This window comes from Veronia pacifica (genome assembly GCF_001707825.1).
Lineage (GTDB): Bacteria > Pseudomonadota > Gammaproteobacteria > Enterobacterales > Vibrionaceae > Veronia > Veronia pacifica.
The window spans coordinates 162,006-180,871 of sequence record NZ_LYBM01000003.1 but is presented as its reverse complement, the minus strand read 5'-3'; the positions used below and the strand labels follow the sequence as shown (position 1 = coordinate 180,871).

Annotated in this window: 14 protein-coding genes and 1 pseudogene; 12 read left to right on the top strand and 3 right to left on the bottom strand. The window is 44.4% G+C overall.

Going from position 1 to position 18,866, the window contains the following annotated elements:
- Positions 1 to 77: 77 nt before the first annotated feature.
- From A8L45_RS03600 to A8L45_RS03585, 4 genes are all read left to right on the top strand, one after another.
- Positions 78 to 1,142, top strand: coding sequence for a toxic anion resistance protein (locus tag A8L45_RS03600; protein WP_068899284.1), 1,065 nt, complete (start codon positions 78 to 80; stop codon positions 1,140 to 1,142).
- A gap of 658 nt (positions 1,143 to 1,800) precedes the next feature.
- Positions 1,801 to 2,847 (top strand): hypothetical protein, encoded by a 1,047-nt coding sequence (locus A8L45_RS03595; protein ID WP_068899282.1) that lies wholly within the window; start codon positions 1,801 to 1,803, stop codon positions 2,845 to 2,847.
- Positions 2,848 to 3,008: 161 nt separating this feature from the next.
- Positions 3,009 to 3,761: an SDR family oxidoreductase gene (locus A8L45_RS03590; protein WP_068899280.1), complete on the top strand. Its 753-nt coding sequence runs from the start codon at positions 3,009 to 3,011 to the stop codon at positions 3,759 to 3,761.
- Between the two features lie 157 nt (positions 3,762 to 3,918).
- Positions 3,919 to 5,031: a siderophore-interacting protein gene (locus A8L45_RS03585; protein WP_068899375.1), complete on the top strand. Its 1,113-nt coding sequence runs from the start codon at positions 3,919 to 3,921 to the stop codon at positions 5,029 to 5,031.
- A 97-nt stretch (positions 5,032 to 5,128) separates the two neighbouring features.
- On the opposite strand, the gene A8L45_RS03580 is transcribed toward A8L45_RS03585, so the two are convergent.
- Positions 5,129 to 5,605, bottom strand: a complete 477-nt coding sequence (locus tag A8L45_RS03580; RefSeq protein WP_175401894.1) for a GNAT family N-acetyltransferase — start codon at positions 5,603 to 5,605, stop codon at positions 5,129 to 5,131.
- Between the two features lie 139 nt (positions 5,606 to 5,744).
- A pseudogene (gene pyrC / locus A8L45_RS03575) lies at positions 5,745 to 6,772 on the bottom strand (dihydroorotase).
- Positions 6,773 to 7,155: 383 nt separating this feature from the next.
- Here pyrC and A8L45_RS03570 point away from each other — a divergent pair.
- The 5 genes from A8L45_RS03570 (at position 7,156) to A8L45_RS03550 (ending at position 13,644) form a co-directional block, all read left to right on the top strand.
- Positions 7,156 to 7,563: a LexA family protein gene (locus tag A8L45_RS03570; protein ID WP_068899278.1), complete on the top strand. Its 408-nt coding sequence runs from the start codon at positions 7,156 to 7,158 to the stop codon at positions 7,561 to 7,563.
- Positions 7,551 to 8,804: a Y-family DNA polymerase gene (locus A8L45_RS03565; RefSeq protein WP_068899276.1), complete on the top strand. Its 1,254-nt coding sequence runs from the start codon at positions 7,551 to 7,553 to the stop codon at positions 8,802 to 8,804. The genes A8L45_RS03570 and A8L45_RS03565 overlap by 13 nt, the downstream gene beginning before the upstream one ends.
- Positions 8,805 to 9,001: 197 nt before the next feature.
- Entirely contained in the window at positions 9,002 to 9,988 is a 987-nt protein-coding gene (locus A8L45_RS03560) for a helix-turn-helix transcriptional regulator (protein WP_068899274.1), read from the top strand.
- A gap of 148 nt (positions 9,989 to 10,136) precedes the next feature.
- The gene (locus A8L45_RS03555) at positions 10,137 to 11,909 is read left to right on the top strand and encodes an ABC transporter ATP-binding protein (protein WP_068899272.1); all 1,773 of its coding nucleotides are present in this window, start codon (positions 10,137 to 10,139) and stop codon (positions 11,907 to 11,909) included.
- Entirely contained in the window at positions 11,902 to 13,644 is a 1,743-nt protein-coding gene (locus A8L45_RS03550; RefSeq protein ID WP_068899270.1) for an ABC transporter ATP-binding protein, read from the top strand. Before A8L45_RS03555 ends, A8L45_RS03550 begins: the two co-directional genes overlap by 8 nt.
- A gap of 136 nt (positions 13,645 to 13,780) precedes the next feature.
- Here A8L45_RS03550 and A8L45_RS03545 read toward each other — a convergent pair whose 3' ends face one another.
- Entirely contained in the window at positions 13,781 to 14,536 is a 756-nt protein-coding gene (locus A8L45_RS03545; protein WP_139122294.1) for a putative quinol monooxygenase, read from the bottom strand.
- A gap of 771 nt (positions 14,537 to 15,307) precedes the next feature.
- Between A8L45_RS03545 and A8L45_RS03540 the strand changes: the two genes are divergently transcribed.
- The 3 genes from A8L45_RS03540 to A8L45_RS03525 all read left to right on the top strand — a co-directional run bounded on the left by A8L45_RS03540 (position 15,308) and on the right by A8L45_RS03525 (position 18,857).
- Positions 15,308 to 15,736 carry a PAS domain-containing protein gene (locus A8L45_RS03540; RefSeq protein WP_068899267.1) on the top strand — a complete coding sequence of 143 codons (429 nt, stop codon included), beginning with the start codon at positions 15,308 to 15,310 and terminating at the stop codon, positions 15,734 to 15,736.
- Positions 15,737 to 15,738: 2 nt separating this feature from the next.
- Positions 15,739 to 17,298 carry a flavodoxin domain-containing protein gene (locus A8L45_RS03535; protein WP_068899265.1) on the top strand — a complete coding sequence of 520 codons (1,560 nt, stop codon included), beginning with the start codon at positions 15,739 to 15,741 and terminating at the stop codon, positions 17,296 to 17,298.
- Positions 17,299 to 17,912: 614 nt separating this feature from the next.
- On the top strand, positions 17,913 to 18,857 hold the full coding sequence (locus A8L45_RS03525; RefSeq protein ID WP_068899260.1) for an ABC transporter substrate-binding protein: 945 nt from the start codon (positions 17,913 to 17,915) through the stop codon (positions 18,855 to 18,857).
- Positions 18,858 to 18,866: the final 9 nt, after the last annotated feature.

Here is an 18,866-nt window from a genome sequence, read left to right as displayed (position 1 = left end):
TTTCTCTGCGTATTTTGTTAGTTGAACCGCAGTTGGTGGGCTTTTCTACCAACTGCAACAGATTAAAGGAATACCTCATGACTGAATTGACTCATCAGACTGCGCAGATCAGGGACGTTGAGGTGACGCCGCAGGCGATTGAGATAGCTGGTCGTTTCGACCCTTTTGATACCGTTGCGACGATCACCTTTGGCAAAGAGGCGCTGGAGCAGATCACCGCGTTCTCAGACCAGGTGTTGGATCAGATTCGGGTTCGGGACAGCGGCGAGGCGGGCAATATTTTACAAGAAATGGTGTCATCAATGGATGGTGCCGAATTTGATGGTATCGGGAAGACTAACCTGCTCTCTAAGTTACCGCTAATTGGTGAAATGTTTGACTCGTTCAAATCATTCTCTGCAAGCTTTGATTCGGTTAAGGGTCAGCTTGATGCCTTATCCAGCCGTCTGGAGGCACAGGAAATTAAACTGGCTCACGACATTGGTCAGTTGGATGCCCTTTACGATCACAACCTGGCGTTTTTGAAAGGGTTAGAGGAATATATTGCGGCAGGAAAATATAAGCTGAATGACTTAAATCAGAACCTGTTACCTCAACTGTTACAGCAGTCTGAGAGTAGCGGTGACGCGCTTGATGCGCAAAAGTATCGTGATGCCACTCAGGCGGTTGCCCGTCTTGAGAAACGCGTACACAACCTCGAATTGACCCGATTGGCCGCTATACAGACTGCGCCGCAGATCAGGTTGTCGCAGGAGGGAAACAAAATGTTGATGGAGGATATTCAGGATATCGTTCACAACACTTTTCCTCTCTGGAAACGCCAGTTCCTCATTGCCATTTCGAATTATGAAAAAGAAAAAGCGTTGAAGGTGACGCGAGCGGTTAAAGATTATACCAATCGGCAGTACGTGCAGAATGCAGAAAAGCTGAAAGTACTGGAAGAGCAAATTGCTGAGAACTATCAACGTGGAATCCTTGATATTGACTCTTTGCAAGCGGTTAACCAACTGACCATTGAAACCCTGAATAATACCCTGTTGCGGGTGAAGGAGGGGCGTGCACAACGAGAGCAAGCACAGCAAGTTATTGAGAGAGCTGAGCAGGAGCTTAAGGTAGCACTTCAACAATCTTTGGAACGCTAAATTACCCATCCCACCCAAGCCGGGTGGGAATTCTTTTCGAACATATCTAGTAACCTGAAGATGCAAGACTCAACGAGACTGATGTGCAGTACTCGTCATATTCTCCTTAAAACGTCAAAAAGAGCGCTTGGGTCGCTATTCATACCTGTGAGTTTTTTACCAGACATGCTGTGTTTTTATGTGTTGTACAAAATCCTTCAACTTGAATAGCGATGCACTTCAACATATCCATCAATAATTGGCTTTTAATAAGTAATAATATGTGGATACTCTTGATATTAATTAATAGTGATGCAGTGAATGTAAATAATACTATTATTTTCGTGGTTTTATAAGTTACTCATAAAATATAGGAGTGGCCATATAATTGATACGGAAAATACTTTATTTCTATTTTGCTAAATAAAGCATCTCATTTCTTTTTTTGATTATTAATGGCGGATTGTTAGACCCTTATAAGTATCTCTGTACTAGTCTTTGTACGTGAAACTATTCATATCAGACTGATTTATATTTCATATTTATAATTCGCATTGACTGTTTACGTTACGTCTAAATGCAATAATGAAACAATATACTAAGATAACTTGTGTCTATTATGTCGTTGAGCAGGTGTCAACATTTTATACACTCAGTACAATAACAGGTGGGGCAGGTAATGAAGCCAGCAAATCAAATTAGTCACTCTCTTAGGTCACTTTGTCTGTTGACCTTCTTTGCCACTTCTTTCGTTTTTCTCTTTTATTCACCAGATAGTTTTGCGCATGTGAAGTGGTTTGTATCTCCGGATCTCCAGCCGCCGGACACGTTCAAGCCGTATAGCTTGAATGAGCCAATGGTAGGGATATGGATAGCTATCGCCGCTGTTATGATTTTGACATCAATATTCTTAGACAGCCGCTTGCCGACACCGCCTATTGTGGACAGTAAAACCCGCCATGATGTCATAGAAATCGTTCGTATTTTAACGGGTATGTCATTACTGCTTACGGCATACGATGGAAAGCTCATCGCCCCTCACCTTGTTGCTCATGATGGTATGGGTGTATTCCTCGTGTTCCTAGAAGCGTTCATTGGCTTAATGCTGATAGCAAATAGATTTTTGTTTTATGCAGCGATTCTGCTTTTGGTATTGGTGGTAGGGGTTCTTATCCAGTTCAACCCCATCAGCATGCTGGAGTACATCAACATGACGGGTATTGCTTTGTTCCTGTTGTTTAACAACATGCCAACGGAGAGTGGGAGAAACCGTTTTAAGCCTTATTCTGTCGCCGCATTACGGATTTTCACTGGCATCTCGTTAGCAACTTTGGGCTTATCGGAAAAAATTATTGGTGCGCCATTAGGCCAAGAGTTTATGCGCCAACATCCTTGGAACTTTATGCAGACGCTAGGCTTCGAATTTTTCGATGATCGGCTCTTTGTTCTGTCAGCGGGAATGATGGAAGTTGTGTTTGGCACCATCTTAATTTTAGGGACAGTGACCCGATTAAATACGTTCGTATTATCTTTGTTCCTACTGGCATCTAATCTTGTTTTCCTCTACGAGGGAATGAAAGAGGCTGCATTAATGGAACTAGTGGGCCATATGCCGATTATTGCCTCTGCTTTGATTCTGATTGTGTTGGGCTATGGTCAGCGTTTGAAGATAACAGATATCTTCAAAAAATCTGATGATGTTAAGGCCGCGGAGGTGAGTGGCTAGCCCATTGTTGGTGTGCTTTTAAAAAGTTCAGGGTATTGAAGACATCTAGCGATAATACATAGCTAAATGTACCTAGCTATTGCTCTTTGCCATCTTGATTAAGTAGTTCGTTTTGAAGATAGTTTTTATCCTCAACCTGCAGTATGAGCAAGGAAACTAAGATGCCGAATACCCTGATAACCTGCGCAACCAGTCACATCGGTTTGAGTGTTGCAGAAAATATTGTCGTTGATGGGAAACTCGTTCTCACCGGGCGGGATCAAGACAAGTTGAACAAACTGTGTAAATCCCTCAGTTCAAAAGCTACGTCTGTTCACTTGGACTTTTTTGATAGTCAAAGTATCCAGCAGGCATCTGAAACAATTGCCTCTGAGGGACAGATTGACAAAGTTGTGTTCATTATTCCGCGTATTCCTCCCAAGAGTGAAGTGTTTTCAACGGAAGAAGAATTGATAAGTGACCACCTTAATTTTTTCATTAAACCACTTCAGCTGTTTCGGCTATTGTTCGAAGCGGATGCAATATCTGACAGTGCGAAGATTGTTATCGTTTCCGGTTTAAGTACCAAGTCAGCCCTCTCTCATTACGCGACCAACAACACCATTCGCTCTGCCTGGCTTGGGCAGGCGAAGACAATGTCTTTGGCACTGGGAGAAAGGCGCATTGCGGTCAATACGCTATCTCTTGGGGCGGTAATGACAGACAGTTATCGCGCGAGACTGAAACAAAGGGCGGTGTTAAATGGCGTTACGCCAGACGAACAGCTTGCCACTGAAGTGGATAACATCGCGATGAAAAAATATGCGGAGGTGGGTGATGTTGTCGATGCCATCCTATCTCTAACAGGGCCTATGGCAAAACATATTACAGGCCAAAATATTCTGATGGATGGTGGATTTTTCCGTGGTTATTAGGCTCGACATTACTTGACCATGTAGTGTGTTTGCTGACCCGACGGATAGTCAATACACCTGAAAGGATGTAGCTCAGGGCATTGTATTGATACCTCTGCTTCCGCCCAATCAATTTAGCGATGCTCATTTTATTTTTGTACAGGGAGAGAAAAAAGCTATGCAACGGACGCAGGTTGCTAATTATGACCATGCTATTGATATTATTGAGCATGTTAATGAAGATCACGGGCGTGAACTTAACGCTATTGCGAAGGCAAAATACCCCCAGCGCACTTTTAAAAGCGTCATTTTAGAGGACATATTTGAAGAGGGGGTGCTTTTGTTCGTAGAAGATGCGAATAGCGCTCGGCGTGAAGAATTGTTTGTGCCCTTCACTATCAAAGGTACGTTGGAAGAGAGGGTTTTTTACCTCGCGTATCTCTTCGCTGATCCTGACGTCGTACAAAAAGAAGTGAAACGGTTCTTAACGGTAACGGATAAAAAATCTCTCACTCAGAATTTTACCCGTATTACTGTTCGCACAGAATTGCCCTTTCCCGAGCAATGGGCAGGCTTGTGTTTTAGTACTCACTTGAAAACACTGACGCATCAAACACCAGAACAGTCACCTCTTACAAAGTACGGTCAGCACGTTAATCGGCTAATTTTGAGAAAACTGTCATGGTCGTTAAAATTGATACCCGTAAAGATACGGCGATCAGTCGTGGCAAATACGCAAAAAAACGTGCGCGCATATACGCTAAGAAACACGTGGTCAGCCGAACATGATGGAAAAACACATTACTTTGGTATCCTCGACATATTCACACATGGCATGAGTAAAGGCAGTGTGTGGGCTGATTCATTGAAGGTTGGTGATATTCTTTATACATCGGGTGACCACGCCGATAATCATCCCGCATTGATTGAGGGTAACAATGTTCTTTTCTGCGATGAAACGGCTTATCCTGCTGCCGCTGGGTTGTTGCAACAATGGACAAATCCAATGGCTCCAACGTTAATAATAGTGAGCCACTGCCAAGCCGAACAAGCGTATTTTGATGATGTCATATTGCCTGAGGGAACAAAGGTGATCCGTATTACATGCTCCTTTCAAGATCAAGGTGACAATGTCATTAAGGCGTTAACAGGGCTGTCGCACTTTGACACCGTGTGGGGCGCAATGGAAAGCACATCGGCTAAACAAGTGCGACATTTTCTTCGAAACACATACAAACTCAAAGGCCGAAATAATCTTGTTAAACCCTATTGGTTGTTTGAGCAAAAATAGCGATATTTAGAGAATCTCTGCTGACTCAATGCATAACCGGGCTCGTTATCATCAGTTCAAAAGCATCTCGTGTCTGCACCGGATTAATTGTTGATTATTAATCAAATTTTACCACCATTTGTGGATACGCGCCTTCAGGTTGCGCGTAAAATTCAAATTGAAAACGTTTGTATAATGCTATCGCCGCCTTATTTTTCGGATTTACGCCGAGTCGGATCCCCGGATATTTATGCCTGACCTCGGCAAGCAGCCATTTAAATAATTGAGAGCCGATTCCTTTTCCCTGATAGAGGGGCATCACTGCAATCACGAGTTCAGGGTAGTTGGCATAATCAACCGTGACTGACTCTTTAATTCTCGATTGGATGAACCCAGCTGCATTGCCATCGACATAGGCAATTACCCCAAGATCATGAGGTTGTCCCCAGTCATTGTAATAAGCGGCGACTTTCGGATGATTGACTGAATCTCTTGGTCTTCTCGGCTCATCAGGTGCATCCCAAAGTGCGACGTAAATAAACTCTTTATGCAGTTCAATGTCTTTTCCGCTGAGTGTTTCAAGAGAAATATCCACAACCTTACTCCAAAGTTGGTTATTTGATGGACTGCTTTTGAAGAGAGAGAAGAGGCGAAGAAACAGTGTGGCTTAATAAGGTTAACGTGTTTTTGGCGGTTTGTGTTACTGCCCGGCTGTTGCTGCCGGGCAAATCAGACTACTTCACTTTCCAGCTTAGCATCTCGCCTGCGCGTATCGGGACAACAATATCTGAGCCAAAAGGCATTGTTTCTGGCACTGCCCACTCTTCTTTGGTGAGTGTCACCGTATCACTGTTTCGTGGAAGACCATAAAAATCAGGGCCGTTATGGCTCGCAAAGGCTTCAAGATGTTCGAGTTTTCCCTCTTGCTCAAATACTTCGGCATACAGTTCCAATGCCGCATGTGCGGTGTACGAACCTGCGCAGCCACATGCGGATTCTTTTTGCCCCTTGGCATGGGGTGCGGAATCTGTTCCCAGGAAAAACTTCTTGCTGCCACTGGTTGCCGCTTCAACCAGTGCTTTCTGGTGCGTATTCCGCTTGAGTATGGGTAAGCAGTAAAAGTGAGGTTTGATACCGCCGACCAGCATATGGTTACGGTTATACATCAGGTGGTGAGCAGTGATCGTAGCGGCGACATTATCGTTGGCGTTTTTTACAAAGTTTGCCGCGTCTGCCGTGGTAATGTGTTCAAGAACAATTTTCAGGCCCGGAAAGTCATTCACTATCGGTGCCAGAACTGTATCCAGGAACTCTTTTTCGCGGTCGAAAATATCAACATCATGAGTGGTTACCTCACCATGAACCAGCAACAACATGCCGACTTCCTGCATTGTCTCCAATACTGAATAGATATTTTTGACTGATGTAACACCTGAGTCTGAGTTCGTGGTTGCACGGCCGGGTAAAGCTTTGCTGCCACAGCTGCACCAGTGCGCTTTGCTTCTCTGATATCGTCAGGCGTTGTGTTATCCGTGAGATATAAAGCCATCAGTGGTTCGAAGTGCGCTGACGGTTGCTCAGCCATAATACGGTTGCGATAGGCGATAGCCATTTCACTATTTGTAACAGGAGGGACAGTGTTCGGCATGATAAGCGCACGACCATTGTATCGACTGATATCGCGGACCGTATCAGCCAGTACCTCTCCATCACGAAGATGGACATGCCAGTCATCAGGGCGTGTAATTGTTAGTGTGGTCATTAAGGCCTCCCTCCATAGTATAAAAGCGGATTGAAGCCTGTGAGCAAGGGATGTGCGGTAAAAAGCAAACGCTTGCGCTCAGGCGGCAGGATGATAGTGTAAAAGCCCCCTTTTTTCACCCTTTTTCTGCCATAAACGTCAGATTGGTAACAGCTTATCACTATCAAAACCCCACTTTTTCCCTGTTATGGCCCGTATTTTTGACCAAGTATTGTCTGCGTTCGGCATTGAAAATACGTTTCACGAGAGTAGTGATGGTTTTCATTCTAACCAGCATAAAGTGCTACTGATGCTCATTTTCTTTGCTGTCAGAAAAGCTGGATCTTGCCAATGAGACAGAAAGCGATACAATAAATACTGTATAAATAAACAGTATTATAAAAATGAATATTATCCCAATTTTTGCCAGTGCAGGAATCACTGGTTTCGAATCACCAGCTGGTGATTACCGTCAGCTGCCATTAAGCCTTGATGAACTTCTCGTCGAGCATCCCAGTGCCACCTTTATTGGCCGTGCGTCAGGCGAGTCAATGCAGGGGGTGGGTATCTTCGATGGCGATATCCTTATCGTTGACAGGCATGTTAGCGCACGCGATGGAGACGTGATCGTAGCTAACTTCAATGGCGAGTTTGTTTGCAAACTGCTGGATATGACACATCGGCTTTTACTGTCTGCCAACGACGGCTATACATCGGTACAAATCACCCGACATGACACATTTACCATCGAGGGGGTTGTCGTGCGCTCTGTCCGTTGCCACCGTGAGAGCCCGTTGCTATGTTCGCGCTAGTCGATGCCAATGCATTTTACTGCAGTGCCGAGCAGGTTTTTCGCCCGGACTGGCGAGGAAAACCAATGGTCGTGCTATCAAACAACGATGGTTGTGTCGTGGCTGCCAACCGTCAGGCAAAAGAAATAGGCGTAGAGAAATTCAAACCCTTTTTTCAGGTCCAAGCGCTTTGCCGGGCGAATTCTGTGGTTGTTTGTTCGTCAAATTATGAACTGTATGGTGATTTGTCGGACAAGATGATGCAGGTGATCGGTCGTTTTGCACCGGATCAGCATGTGTATTCCATTGATGAATCGTTTCTTTCTTTTCACCGCTGCAGTGCCATTCCACATTTACAAGAACACGCAAAGGCCCTGCGTCGGGCGGTTTGGAAAGAGTGTCGGCTGGCAGTAGGGGTAGGGATGGGGCCGACTCTGACGCTGGCCAAAGTGGCTAATCATGCGGCAAAAAAAATGGCGGGGTTTGACGGTGTCTGTGTGCTTGATTCGGAGTCACAACGTCTCTCTATCCTGGAGCAGATGGCGGTAGAGGATGTCTGGGGTGTTGGCCGCCGAATCTCTGTGCGGCTCAAGAGGCAAGGTATTGAAACTGCCCTGTCTTTGTCGCGGCAGAAACCCGCGCTGATGCGTCGTGAGTTTAATGTGGAAATGGAGCGCACAGTTCGTGAACTCAACGGTGAGGTCTGCAAAGGTTGGGACGTATCCCGTGCTGATAAACAGCAGATTTTCTCTACTCGCTCAATGGGACAGCGAATCGTAGATGAAGTCTCGTTACATCAGGCTTTGTGTAAGCATGCAGGCATAGCTGCAGCCAAGTTACGGGCACAAAAGTCAGTGTGCTCGGTGTTGATGGTATTCGCGGGTAATTCCCCTTATGACGACAACCCTAAAAGCTTTAAACAGTTGCACCGTTTTGCTTTTGCTGTCGACGATACGGCAGTGATCACCCGCGCTGTGTCTGACCTGATTCCTTTGCTCTTCGAGTCGGGGGTGAAATATTACAAAGTCGGGGTTGGACTCTTAGATTTGGCAAGTGCAGAACATATCCAGCCTGACTTGTTTGATGAACAGCCCGGAAACCCAGCACTAATGAAAGCATTTGATGGGCTGAATCATCGCTATGGCAAAGGTACGGTTTTTTTGGCGGCACAGGGAATTACACCAAAGTGGGGAATGCGAAGAGAGTTTCTATCGCCTCAATACACTACCCGTTGGAAGGATTTGCCATCGGTGAAGTGTTGAGTGAGATCGTATATCTAAAGTAGAAGCCTTTGTGGGGTGTGAAAATGCCAAGTGAAATCGGTATTTGCCTGAAATAAATAATTAAAAACACCCCGTGTTTAATATTCAGTTGAAAAGAGACCAAGATCCACAAGAGGTTTTTAAAGTGGATTTTTATCTTGTTTCTAAAAGACGCGGAGTGATAATCTCAGATTTTAATGATAATCACTCTCAATAACATGGATGATTTCTACCGCTTTCAGTTCGACCACGATGAGATGTTCAATGCCGTCGACGATACGGGCTTCTATGGCTTGGATGCGTCATTTGGTATGTTCAGACTCAACCAGTATGGCCTTGATCATGGCATCAATGCAGTCACAATAGATGGCAATTTTAATCGCCGCGTCGAGATGTACAGCAGTGACGGATTTTCTCCGAGAGAGTTAAAGATCTTTGTGAGTTTGGGCGATTGCTGCGAATGTTACATGCAGTCTATTGGTCAGCGTATTTTGCTCTCGCCTAACAAGGTGATTATCTACTTTGCTGAGGATGTATCTGGCTACACCAGGGCGCAGGCTGCTAGTTTTAAAGGGGTTTCTGTTAATGTGTCTCTGGAGTCTGTTCAATCCCTCATTGAGAACTATCAGTGCAAAGCATTAGAGCGCCTCTTGTCACCTGCCTTTCTCAATATACCCCGGTCTTTTTTTCATGTCGTGGAGAGCACAGAAGAGATGACTGCAATTGCTCACCAAATGATGTTCTGCTCGTCTGAGAGGTTATCAGATACCCTGAAATACCGTGATTTGGGTTGGCAGCTAATATCACTAGCATTGGAAGCACTGATACCTAAACCCCGGTGCTCAGGGAGGATGAGTAGGGCGGACATTAGCAAGATTCACCGTGCCAGGGAGATTTTATTTGACCGAATGGAATCGCCACCGTCGTTGATTGAACTTGCTCGTGAAGTTGGTTTGAACGATTTTAAGCTAAAACAAGGTTTTAAAGAGGTATTTAATCAAACCGCTTTTGGTTGTTTACATCGACAGCGGATGGAGAAAGCCCGCACAATCCTGCTTGAGCAACGAGGTCAGATTATTACTGCTGCCAGTGAAGTGGGCTACCAAAATCATGGTCACTTCTCGGTGGCATTCAGAAAATATTTTGGCATTACACCAAGCGCATATCTGAAATTGACCCAATGACACCTCCTGTAACCTTGCTCATGATGGCAAGTGTAAATAGCTGTGGGGGTGCGCCAATCCGTGCCGCATAAATTTTATCCCTCCTTGAGTAGTTCTTATTTTCCAGTCAGTCAAAATCGAACCAATCTGGAAAATAAGAGGGAACTGAATGAACAAGGAATCAGTGGCAAGCTTGCGATGGCTGTTTGACGTCTCAGCTGAGCATAAAATAAAGCTTGTCTTATCAATCATCATGTCTGCTGCGAGTGCCTTATGTGCGCTTGCACCTTTCTACTTTGCGTATCTTGTTCTCGAGCAACTTTTAAGTCCCCGGTTTGATGCCTCACAAGTGTGGCAGTGGGCGGCGCTGGCACTATGTTTTATGGTAGCCCGATACGCCTTACTGTTTATTGCGATTATGCTGTCTCATAAGTCTGCGTTTGCGATTCAGTATAACATTCGCACTCTGGCACTGGGGCATATGGCTCGGTTACCAATGGGATTTTTCAGCCAGAAAAGTTCTGGTGAGATCAAGAAGATCCTATCTGAAGATATTGATCGCGTTGAGTTGTTTGTTGCGCACCATATTTCTGATTTCGTGACATCGCTGATCACCCCCTTCGCTGTTTTTATATTTCTGCTGTTTATTGATGTGCGAATGGCATTGGCGGCATTAATCCCTATCCCTCTGGCTATTTTCAGTCAAATGTCGATGTACAAAGGATTCGAGGAAAAATCTCGTCACTACCATGATGCACTGGAGAGCCTGAATACCAGTATTACCGAATATGTGCGCGCAATGCCGGTGATCAGGGCATTTAACGCTGGCGGAAGGCCACACAAGTTGTTCACGGCCAGTTTGAGTCACTACCATCATGTGGTGGTGCAGTGGACGAAGGAGGCGGGTTGGCCATTTGCTGCGTTTAAGACGCTATTGGATAGTGGATTAGTGGTGTTGCTTCCCCTTGGGGTTTACTTCTGGTCTCAGGGAACGCTTGATATTGCCAGCTTCACTCTTTGTATTTTGCTTGGTGTCGGTATGATGGAGCCGTTGTATAACCTGACCATGTTTACGGCATACCTCAATCAGATTTTTGAGGGGGTGAACCGGTTACAAGCGTTGATAAGTCGTCCCCCTTTATCCGAGCCTGATAAAAGCGAAACGCTTTCAGAGTTTGGTATCGAGTTCGACAAGGTCAGCTTTCGCTATGATGATACGTCGCGTCTGGCACTTGATAATGTTTCTTTCTCCCTCAAGCAAGGAACATTGAACGCTGTTGTCGGCCCCTCAGGTTCAGGAAAATCAACGCTGGCAATGCTGGTGGCAAGATTCTGGGATATTGAACAGGGTGATATTTTGATTGGCGGAAAACCAATCACCTCATTATCCACGCCTTATCTGATGGAAAATACCGCGTATGTTTTTCAAGAAAGCATCATTCTGAGCCAAACTGTATATGACAATATCGCCATGGGTAGCGATGCATCAGAGGATAGAGTCGTTCATGCCGCCAAAGCCGCTCAGGCACACGAGTTTATTATGGCGTTGCCACATGGCTATCAAACCATACTGGGAGAGGGTGTCTTTCTCAGTGGCGGTGAAAAACAACGTTTAGCGATTGCCCGTGCGATGTTAAAGGATGCACCCATTCTCATTCTGGATGAGGCAACGGCATTTGCGGATGCGAACAACCAAGCCTTAATTCAGTCAGCGTTATCTTCACTCATCAAAGATAAAACCGTGATCGTGATTGCCCACCGACTCTCCACCATTGTGGATGCTGATTCAATCCTTGTGATGGACAAAGGCGCTCTGGTTGGCCATGGCACGCATGAAGCGCTCGTCCAGGCATGCCCGGTTTACCAAAGTATGTGGCAATCGCATCAGGCGTCTCGTGAATGGAATGTGTCAACAAAGGAAAGGGAGCCTGCCGATGCTTAATCAAATGAAAGTTCTCACCGGAAAGCAAAACGAAGGATTGGCCCAAAATATCCTGTTGGGTTTCATCGAAGCACTGTTAGTCGGAATTCCCTTTGTCTTTGTTTATTTGGTGATAAAAGAGATGTTTTCTGCTGTGCCAGACTTCGCGTACATATGGACGTGTTGCGGCATAATGACGTTGCTGTTTGCGGTGCGTGTAGTCGTCGCCCGCCACGTAATGGTCAGTAATCATGGCCTTGGATACGACGCTGGACTCGATATACGACGCAACCTCGCCTCAAAGCTAAAGAAAGTCCCTATGGGCTACTTACTCAAAGTGGACCCCGGCCGCCTGAATGCGACTATGCTGCAAGATGTAACTTTCACTGAGCAAATCTATTCACACTTATTTTCTCAGTTAATCGTGACTACCAGTCTGGTAGCACTGGTAGTGATAGGGCTGACCGTCGAAGACTGGCGGTTAAGTGTGGCGATGTGTATCGGTTTGCCTCTGGCCATTGTGGTGTTCATTGCACTCAAAAAAGCCGGTGCTTTGTTGAGTAGGAAGTTACTGGACAAAGTCGCCGAAATGACTGGCTCATTGATGGAATACATTCTCTCGATCAAATTACTGAAAGCCTACAACCTCGCTGGCAAGCGTTTCTCAAAACTGGATGATCAGTTAAAAGGGATTCAGAGAATGAGCTTGAAGCACGAGTTTTTGGCTGGCGTGGCACCACTCAGTTTTATCACTCTAGTTGAGCTGGGTTTCGCGACCATGCTGCTCACCTTGGTATATCTGTATGTAGGTGGAGAGTTACAGCCCCATGTTGCGGTGTTGTTTTTGATTGTCTCCAGCCGATTTTTCAGGCCCTTGGTTGCGCTGGCAATGTTCCTTGCGGAATACAGTTTTATGCAGCAGGCTGCGAACCGCATTGAAGACGTGCTTTCCGCGCCAGAATTACCAGAGGGTCAACAAGTCTTAGATCTCGAACCCAGCATCGAATTCGACAAGGTCAGTTTCACATATGCAGACAGACCCGTGTTGCGGTCAGTCAGTTTTCGCTGTGAACCGGGTACCCTGACGGCATTAGTCGGTCCGTCTGGTAGCGGAAAGACAACAATAACCAGCTTGATTGCACGTTTTTGGGACGCCACAGAAGGGCAGATATTAATGGGTGATACCCCGATAAAAAATCTGACCGCCGAATGTCTCGCTGACCATATCAGTCTGGTATTTCAGGATGTCTATCTGTTTCAGGACACCATTTTTAATAACCTAACGTTAGGTATATCGGATCCAGATAGAGAGCGCGTAGAGATGGTATGTAAAGCAACCTGTTGCTGGGACTTTATCTGCCAATTGCCAGATGGTCTGGACACTGTGATCGGTGAAGCGGGGGCGTCGCTATCCGGCGGGGAAAAACAACGTTTATCTATTGCCAGAGCGGTACTGAAAGATGCTCCAATTGTCTTGCTGGACGAGGCAACAGCATCACTCGATCCAGAAAACGAGTACGAAATTCAACAGGCACTCAGTACGCTCATCGAAAATAAGACTGTGATCATCATCGCCCATCGTCTCGGTACCATCGTTCATGCTGACCAGATTTTGGTCCTGGAGGATGGTGTGATTGTTGAGCGTGGGAAGCATCAGACACTCTACGATAGCCAAGGCCTTTATCATTCTTTGTGGAACGCTGAACGTCAGGCACATGGTTGGAAGCTGAATTCAGCTGATGTGACAACGCCATGAAGGGCTGCACAAAGAAAGGCTGTACAGGGGAAAGTTCAAAGACGTGTCAGTGAATGATTGAGACTGTATGGACGGGGGCCACCCCTATGTTATGTAAAAGCGCTGACTCCACGAAATTCGTGGAGTCAGTGTCTTACTAACGCTTAATAAACTCAATGACGCTAAAAGCTTGGATTCCAGCGACAACACCGTTTTCCCAACCACCCTCAACGAGGGTTGCAGCGTGTTGTTGCATGGCCTGAGCTACGCCACCTGCAAAATGATGATCAACAGCCGCTTGATTCGGGAAAAAATCGACGATTCCGAATTTGTTCTGACCAAAATGAATAGCAAACCAATGTAGTGTGTCTGGCTCATTATCCTTAACAATCTGAGCACCTTGCTTCAAAAAATTAGCAAGGTTTTCTTCTTGACCAGCCTTAGCAGTAAGAGGAATAAAGGTAGCAATTTTGACATTACTTACAGCGTCGGGCGTGGTTTTAAATGCAATGATATCAGCATTATTTATATTCGGAACAACCCCTTTATTCCATCCACCCTGAACTAAGTCATGTGCTTTGCTACTCAGAGCTTCTGGGATTTTCCCAGAGAAGTGAGCATCTTGAGCAGCCTGAGACCCGAAGGTATCAAAAATAACCAATGTCTTCTTGTCTTGTGATTGAAGAGCTGACCACAATAAAGTCTCAGGTTCTGTGTCACTGACTAACTGAGCACCAACACCAAGGAAATCTGCTAAATCTGTTTCTTTACCAGATTGGGCGGTTAATTGAATGTAACTCGCTCGTACCTGATTATCTGCTGTTGCGTTTGCACTCATATTTACTCCTAACAAAAAAATAAAACCTGACAAATAAAAAAATAATTTTTTTAAAATAAAGCATGTAACTTTCAATTTATTACTCCTTGATTAATATATTCATATTTTGGGTTGAATTAATTATTATATGATTTTTATTTCATAAAATAATTATCCTTATTTGATTCATTGTTAAACATAAATAAAATATGGCAGGTTATTATGAGTAAGTGCTTTATTTATGAGAATAAACTTTATGTTTAAAAAGATTAATGCTATTAGTTTTATAAAAACTAATATATGCCACACTATAAAAGTTATTTGTTTTTTATAATTTATCCGAATTTTCATTAATAGATGTCTAGATATTTAGGAAAGTATTTATCTATATCTTAATATTAACTAATTTTTTATTTGAAAATTGAATAATAACAGTTAATTTACAACCCCTTTTAATTCAAGCTTCTTCTGATTTTTTGGTTTATAGAGATTTAATTCGACACTTTTATAAGCATTTTTTATCACGTCATACTCTTCAATGGAGATAAATAGTTTTGCATCATGTCTCAAGATCCCATCTATCCACCGACAGCGAGTATCGCCTTACATCAGCCGAAGAAAGATGAAGTCCAGAGAGTGATAAAGGTACTTACTTTTGCGAAAAAACTATCGAGAAAAATGTGTGAATTACTCCATTAATACACTCAGCGATCTCAATAAATATATAATTATCAGTAAATAATGTCTAAATGTGAGATGTCATTCCGCGCATCAAGTACATACAGATTTACATCATTTTATAAGTTGCATCTCAAATACATCTTTATTAATCTAAGTGATAACCATTATCAATAAAGGGAATGAGTAATGAGCCAACAAAGCCTCAATGACCAAATTATGACAGCTGTTCAAAATGCGCTGGTAATTTCTAAAACCGATCTGGAAGGTAATATCACCTATGTGAATTCATTATTTTGTCAGCTTACTGGGTATGAGGAAAATGAGTTGATCGGTCAGCCTCACAATCTGGTCCGTGTGGAACAAGTACCAAAAGAAGTATACAAAAACATGTGGGATACCATCAAAGCAGGGAAAATCTGGACTGGCATAATACCCAATAAAGGCAAAAATGGTGAGATTTATGTGGTTGATACCACGGTACACCCCATATTCAATGAAGCAGGGGAGATCACTGAGTACATCAGTGTTAGGCGCGTAATCAATGATTTATTGGCAGATTATGAATCTGTTGAATTCTCGAAAGAAGTCTTCGACGAGTATTATGAGGAAGCGTAAATATGCAACCTGTTATTCGCAACATATACGTTGTATACGGGTCTGTGTCGGGAAATGCAAAAGAGCTGGCGCGCCAGCTCTCTTCTGACAGCGAACTCGCTAATAATTTTACTATTACTCTCAAAGCGTTGGATGAGTTTGACCCAACGGAATTGAAAGATGACACATTTACCGCTTTTATTTCCAGTTCGTTTGGTGACGGAGAACCACCGAGTAACGCAGAATACTTCTGGCAATCGTTTCAGGAAATCTCTCAGCCTCTCTTGTTCCCTTTTGCTGTTTTTGGACTGGGTGATACAGCATATCCTAACTTTTGTGGCTTCAGTAAAAGTCTCGACAGTGCGCTTTCAGCAAACGGTGCCCGACGCCTGATCAATCGTGTGGATGCAGACTTAAGTTACCGTGTGTTATTTGAAGAGTGGAAAACGGTGTTGAAAGCCGTCCTTCTGAAAGGCGATCTGCGTGCAGGGGAAGCGCTGAATATATCCGTGTCTTCCTATGGCGAAAATGCTCTGTTCTCCGCACCTCTACTTTCTGCCACCAAGATATCTGGCACATTTCCGAGCTTATATCGTATCCGGATATGTATCAAAAATAGCGGTATCCGTTATCAACCGGGAGATATCGTTCACCTAAAGCCGTGCAATACCGAGCCATTGCTTACTCCCTTCGCTTACTATTTTGGAGTATCGGTAGCAGAGGCAGAAAGATGGCTAAAAGAGAAAGAAATTGCTCGAATCAGCAAAGCAGTAGTGCGAAAAATAGCGTCAGCTTTCCCTAATAGTGATTTAAAATCCTTACTTAAGTATAAGAATAAAGTGGCATTGAATGACTACATGAAAAGGCATCAGTTCAATGATTTTCTGACGGACTTTTATCCTGAGGGAACCATGACTATCAATGAATTTGCAGATGCTCTGTCCGGTATCGAACCGAGAACGTATTCTATTGCATCAAGCCAGCTTGCAAATGCCGACGTGTTAGAGCTTTGCGTGAGAGAAGTGTGGAGCGATCCAGAAAGTACTTCGCCAAAACCTGGCTGTTCGACAGCATACCTACAATCGCTCAATATTGGTGACACCCTCCCTCTTTTCGTACGTGCAAATCCCGGCTTTCACTATGATGTTAACTCTCCCAGTATCTTAATCGCCACGGGTGCTGGCATCGCGCCTTTCATAGGATATTTGCAATCCAGAGAGAAGCACCAATCGTCTGCACCTTGTATTTTGTTCTTTGGTGAAAAACACCAAAGTGTCGATTATGTTTACCGTGATGAAATTAAGCACTGGCTTGACTCAGGAGTCTTACAAAACTGTTTTGTTGCTTTCTCACGCGACCAAGAAACCAAACATTACGTGCAAGATTCGGTGAGGCAACAACATGCTGCTGTTAGAGAGCTCATAGACATGGGGGCAAAGGTTTATGTGTGCGGAAGGAAGCAAAACCTAGCCAGTCAAATTGAGCCTATGCTGAATGCGTTGTCGATAGACAACAGTGAGGACAATTCAGGTACATACAAGATGTTGGTTGAACAAAACAGGCTGCATCTTGATTTGTTCTAGGTGACGGCATCTGTTCGTGTCGCCATTGGCTCACCAGATAACCAAATAAAGCTGTTCACTGTAAATTTGGAGGCTATAAAACCTAAAACGAGGCCGGATCAGGTTAATCAGGGATTATACACATTGACAGGAATGTCACGGTTTGGAGCCTCTGATCGGGCAAGTGACCATTGCTAAGGATGCCTCGTTTTCCAGTATCCAGAAGTGTTGATAACAGTTTGATCACCCTTACATCTTTGCTCCAGTCACGTTAGCCAGCACCGGATATTCGTTCTCTATCAACAGCTCATTCAATCGATTTTTTGATTAATAACGTTCAGTAGCGGCATGTCTTTTTTCAGTACAGTGTATTCCTTGGTGGCTGCTGATCTGGCGGGTTCAATCAATAAGCGACACTGTATTTTTTCCTCTCTTAGATCTCTGATTTTATTTACTAAATATCCACTCAGATTTTTCGACTGTTGCTGAATCAATCAAAAAGACAGGCGGATGGTTAATTTTCCAGTACGTGAAACATTTTTGGCAGACCTATAGTTGATGCGTTAACGAAACAATCACCAGTTGACGCAGTTTGTTGGCTAATAGAAAGGTTCTCAATTTTCAAGGAGACGAAAATGTCAGGAAAAAAGTCGTACATACGGTTGCTGTTCATAGCGGTCTTCACCCTGTTGTTCTCGTTCAAGGCATTTGCAATCACCGTCGGCTTTGCCCAAATCGGGGCTGAAAGCTCTTGGAGGACGGCGGAAACGCAATCTATCAAAGAAGAGGCTCAGAAACGTGGCTATACGCTCAAATTTTCTGATGCACAGCAAAAACAGGAGAATCAGATTAAAGCGATTCGTTCCTTTATTGCACAGGGTGTGGACGCCATTATTCTCGCCCCTGTCGTAGAGACAGGCTGGGAGCGTGTGTTGCGCGAAGCAAAGAAAGCGAAAATCCCTGTCATCCTTGTTGACCGTGGCATTGCTGTTGATGACGACTCCCTCTATTACACCAAGGTTGCTTCTGATTTCATTTTTGAAGGACGTCTGGCAGGCAGTTGGTTAGCGCAAGCACTTCATGGACAGGGCAAGGTCGTCGAATTGCAGGGAAGTACCGGGGCAAGCGCAGCCATTGACCGTCAGAAAGGATTCAAAGAAGTTGTCGATTTGTTCCCTAAGCTCAACATCATCGCTACCCAAAATGGAGAGTTTACGCGCACCAAAGGTAAAGAAGTCATGGAAGCTTTCCTCAAAGCACATGGCAACAACATTGATGCTGTGTACGCACACAATGACGACATGGCGCTGGGTGCTATTCAGGCGATTAAAGACTTCGGTATGGTGCCCGGTGAAGACATCAAACTGATTTCGGTCGATGCGGTGAAAGGGGCGTTTGAGGCCATGATTGATGGTGACCTCAATGCCACCGTCGAGTGTAACCCTTTGCTTGGACCTTTGGCCTTTGATCAGGTTGAACTCGCGCTGGCGGGCAAAGAAGCACCTAAATGGGTGGTACAAGATGACCTCATCCATCTCAGAGAAAATGCGAAAGAGACTGTCGCTTCTCGCAAATACTAATAAAGCCTG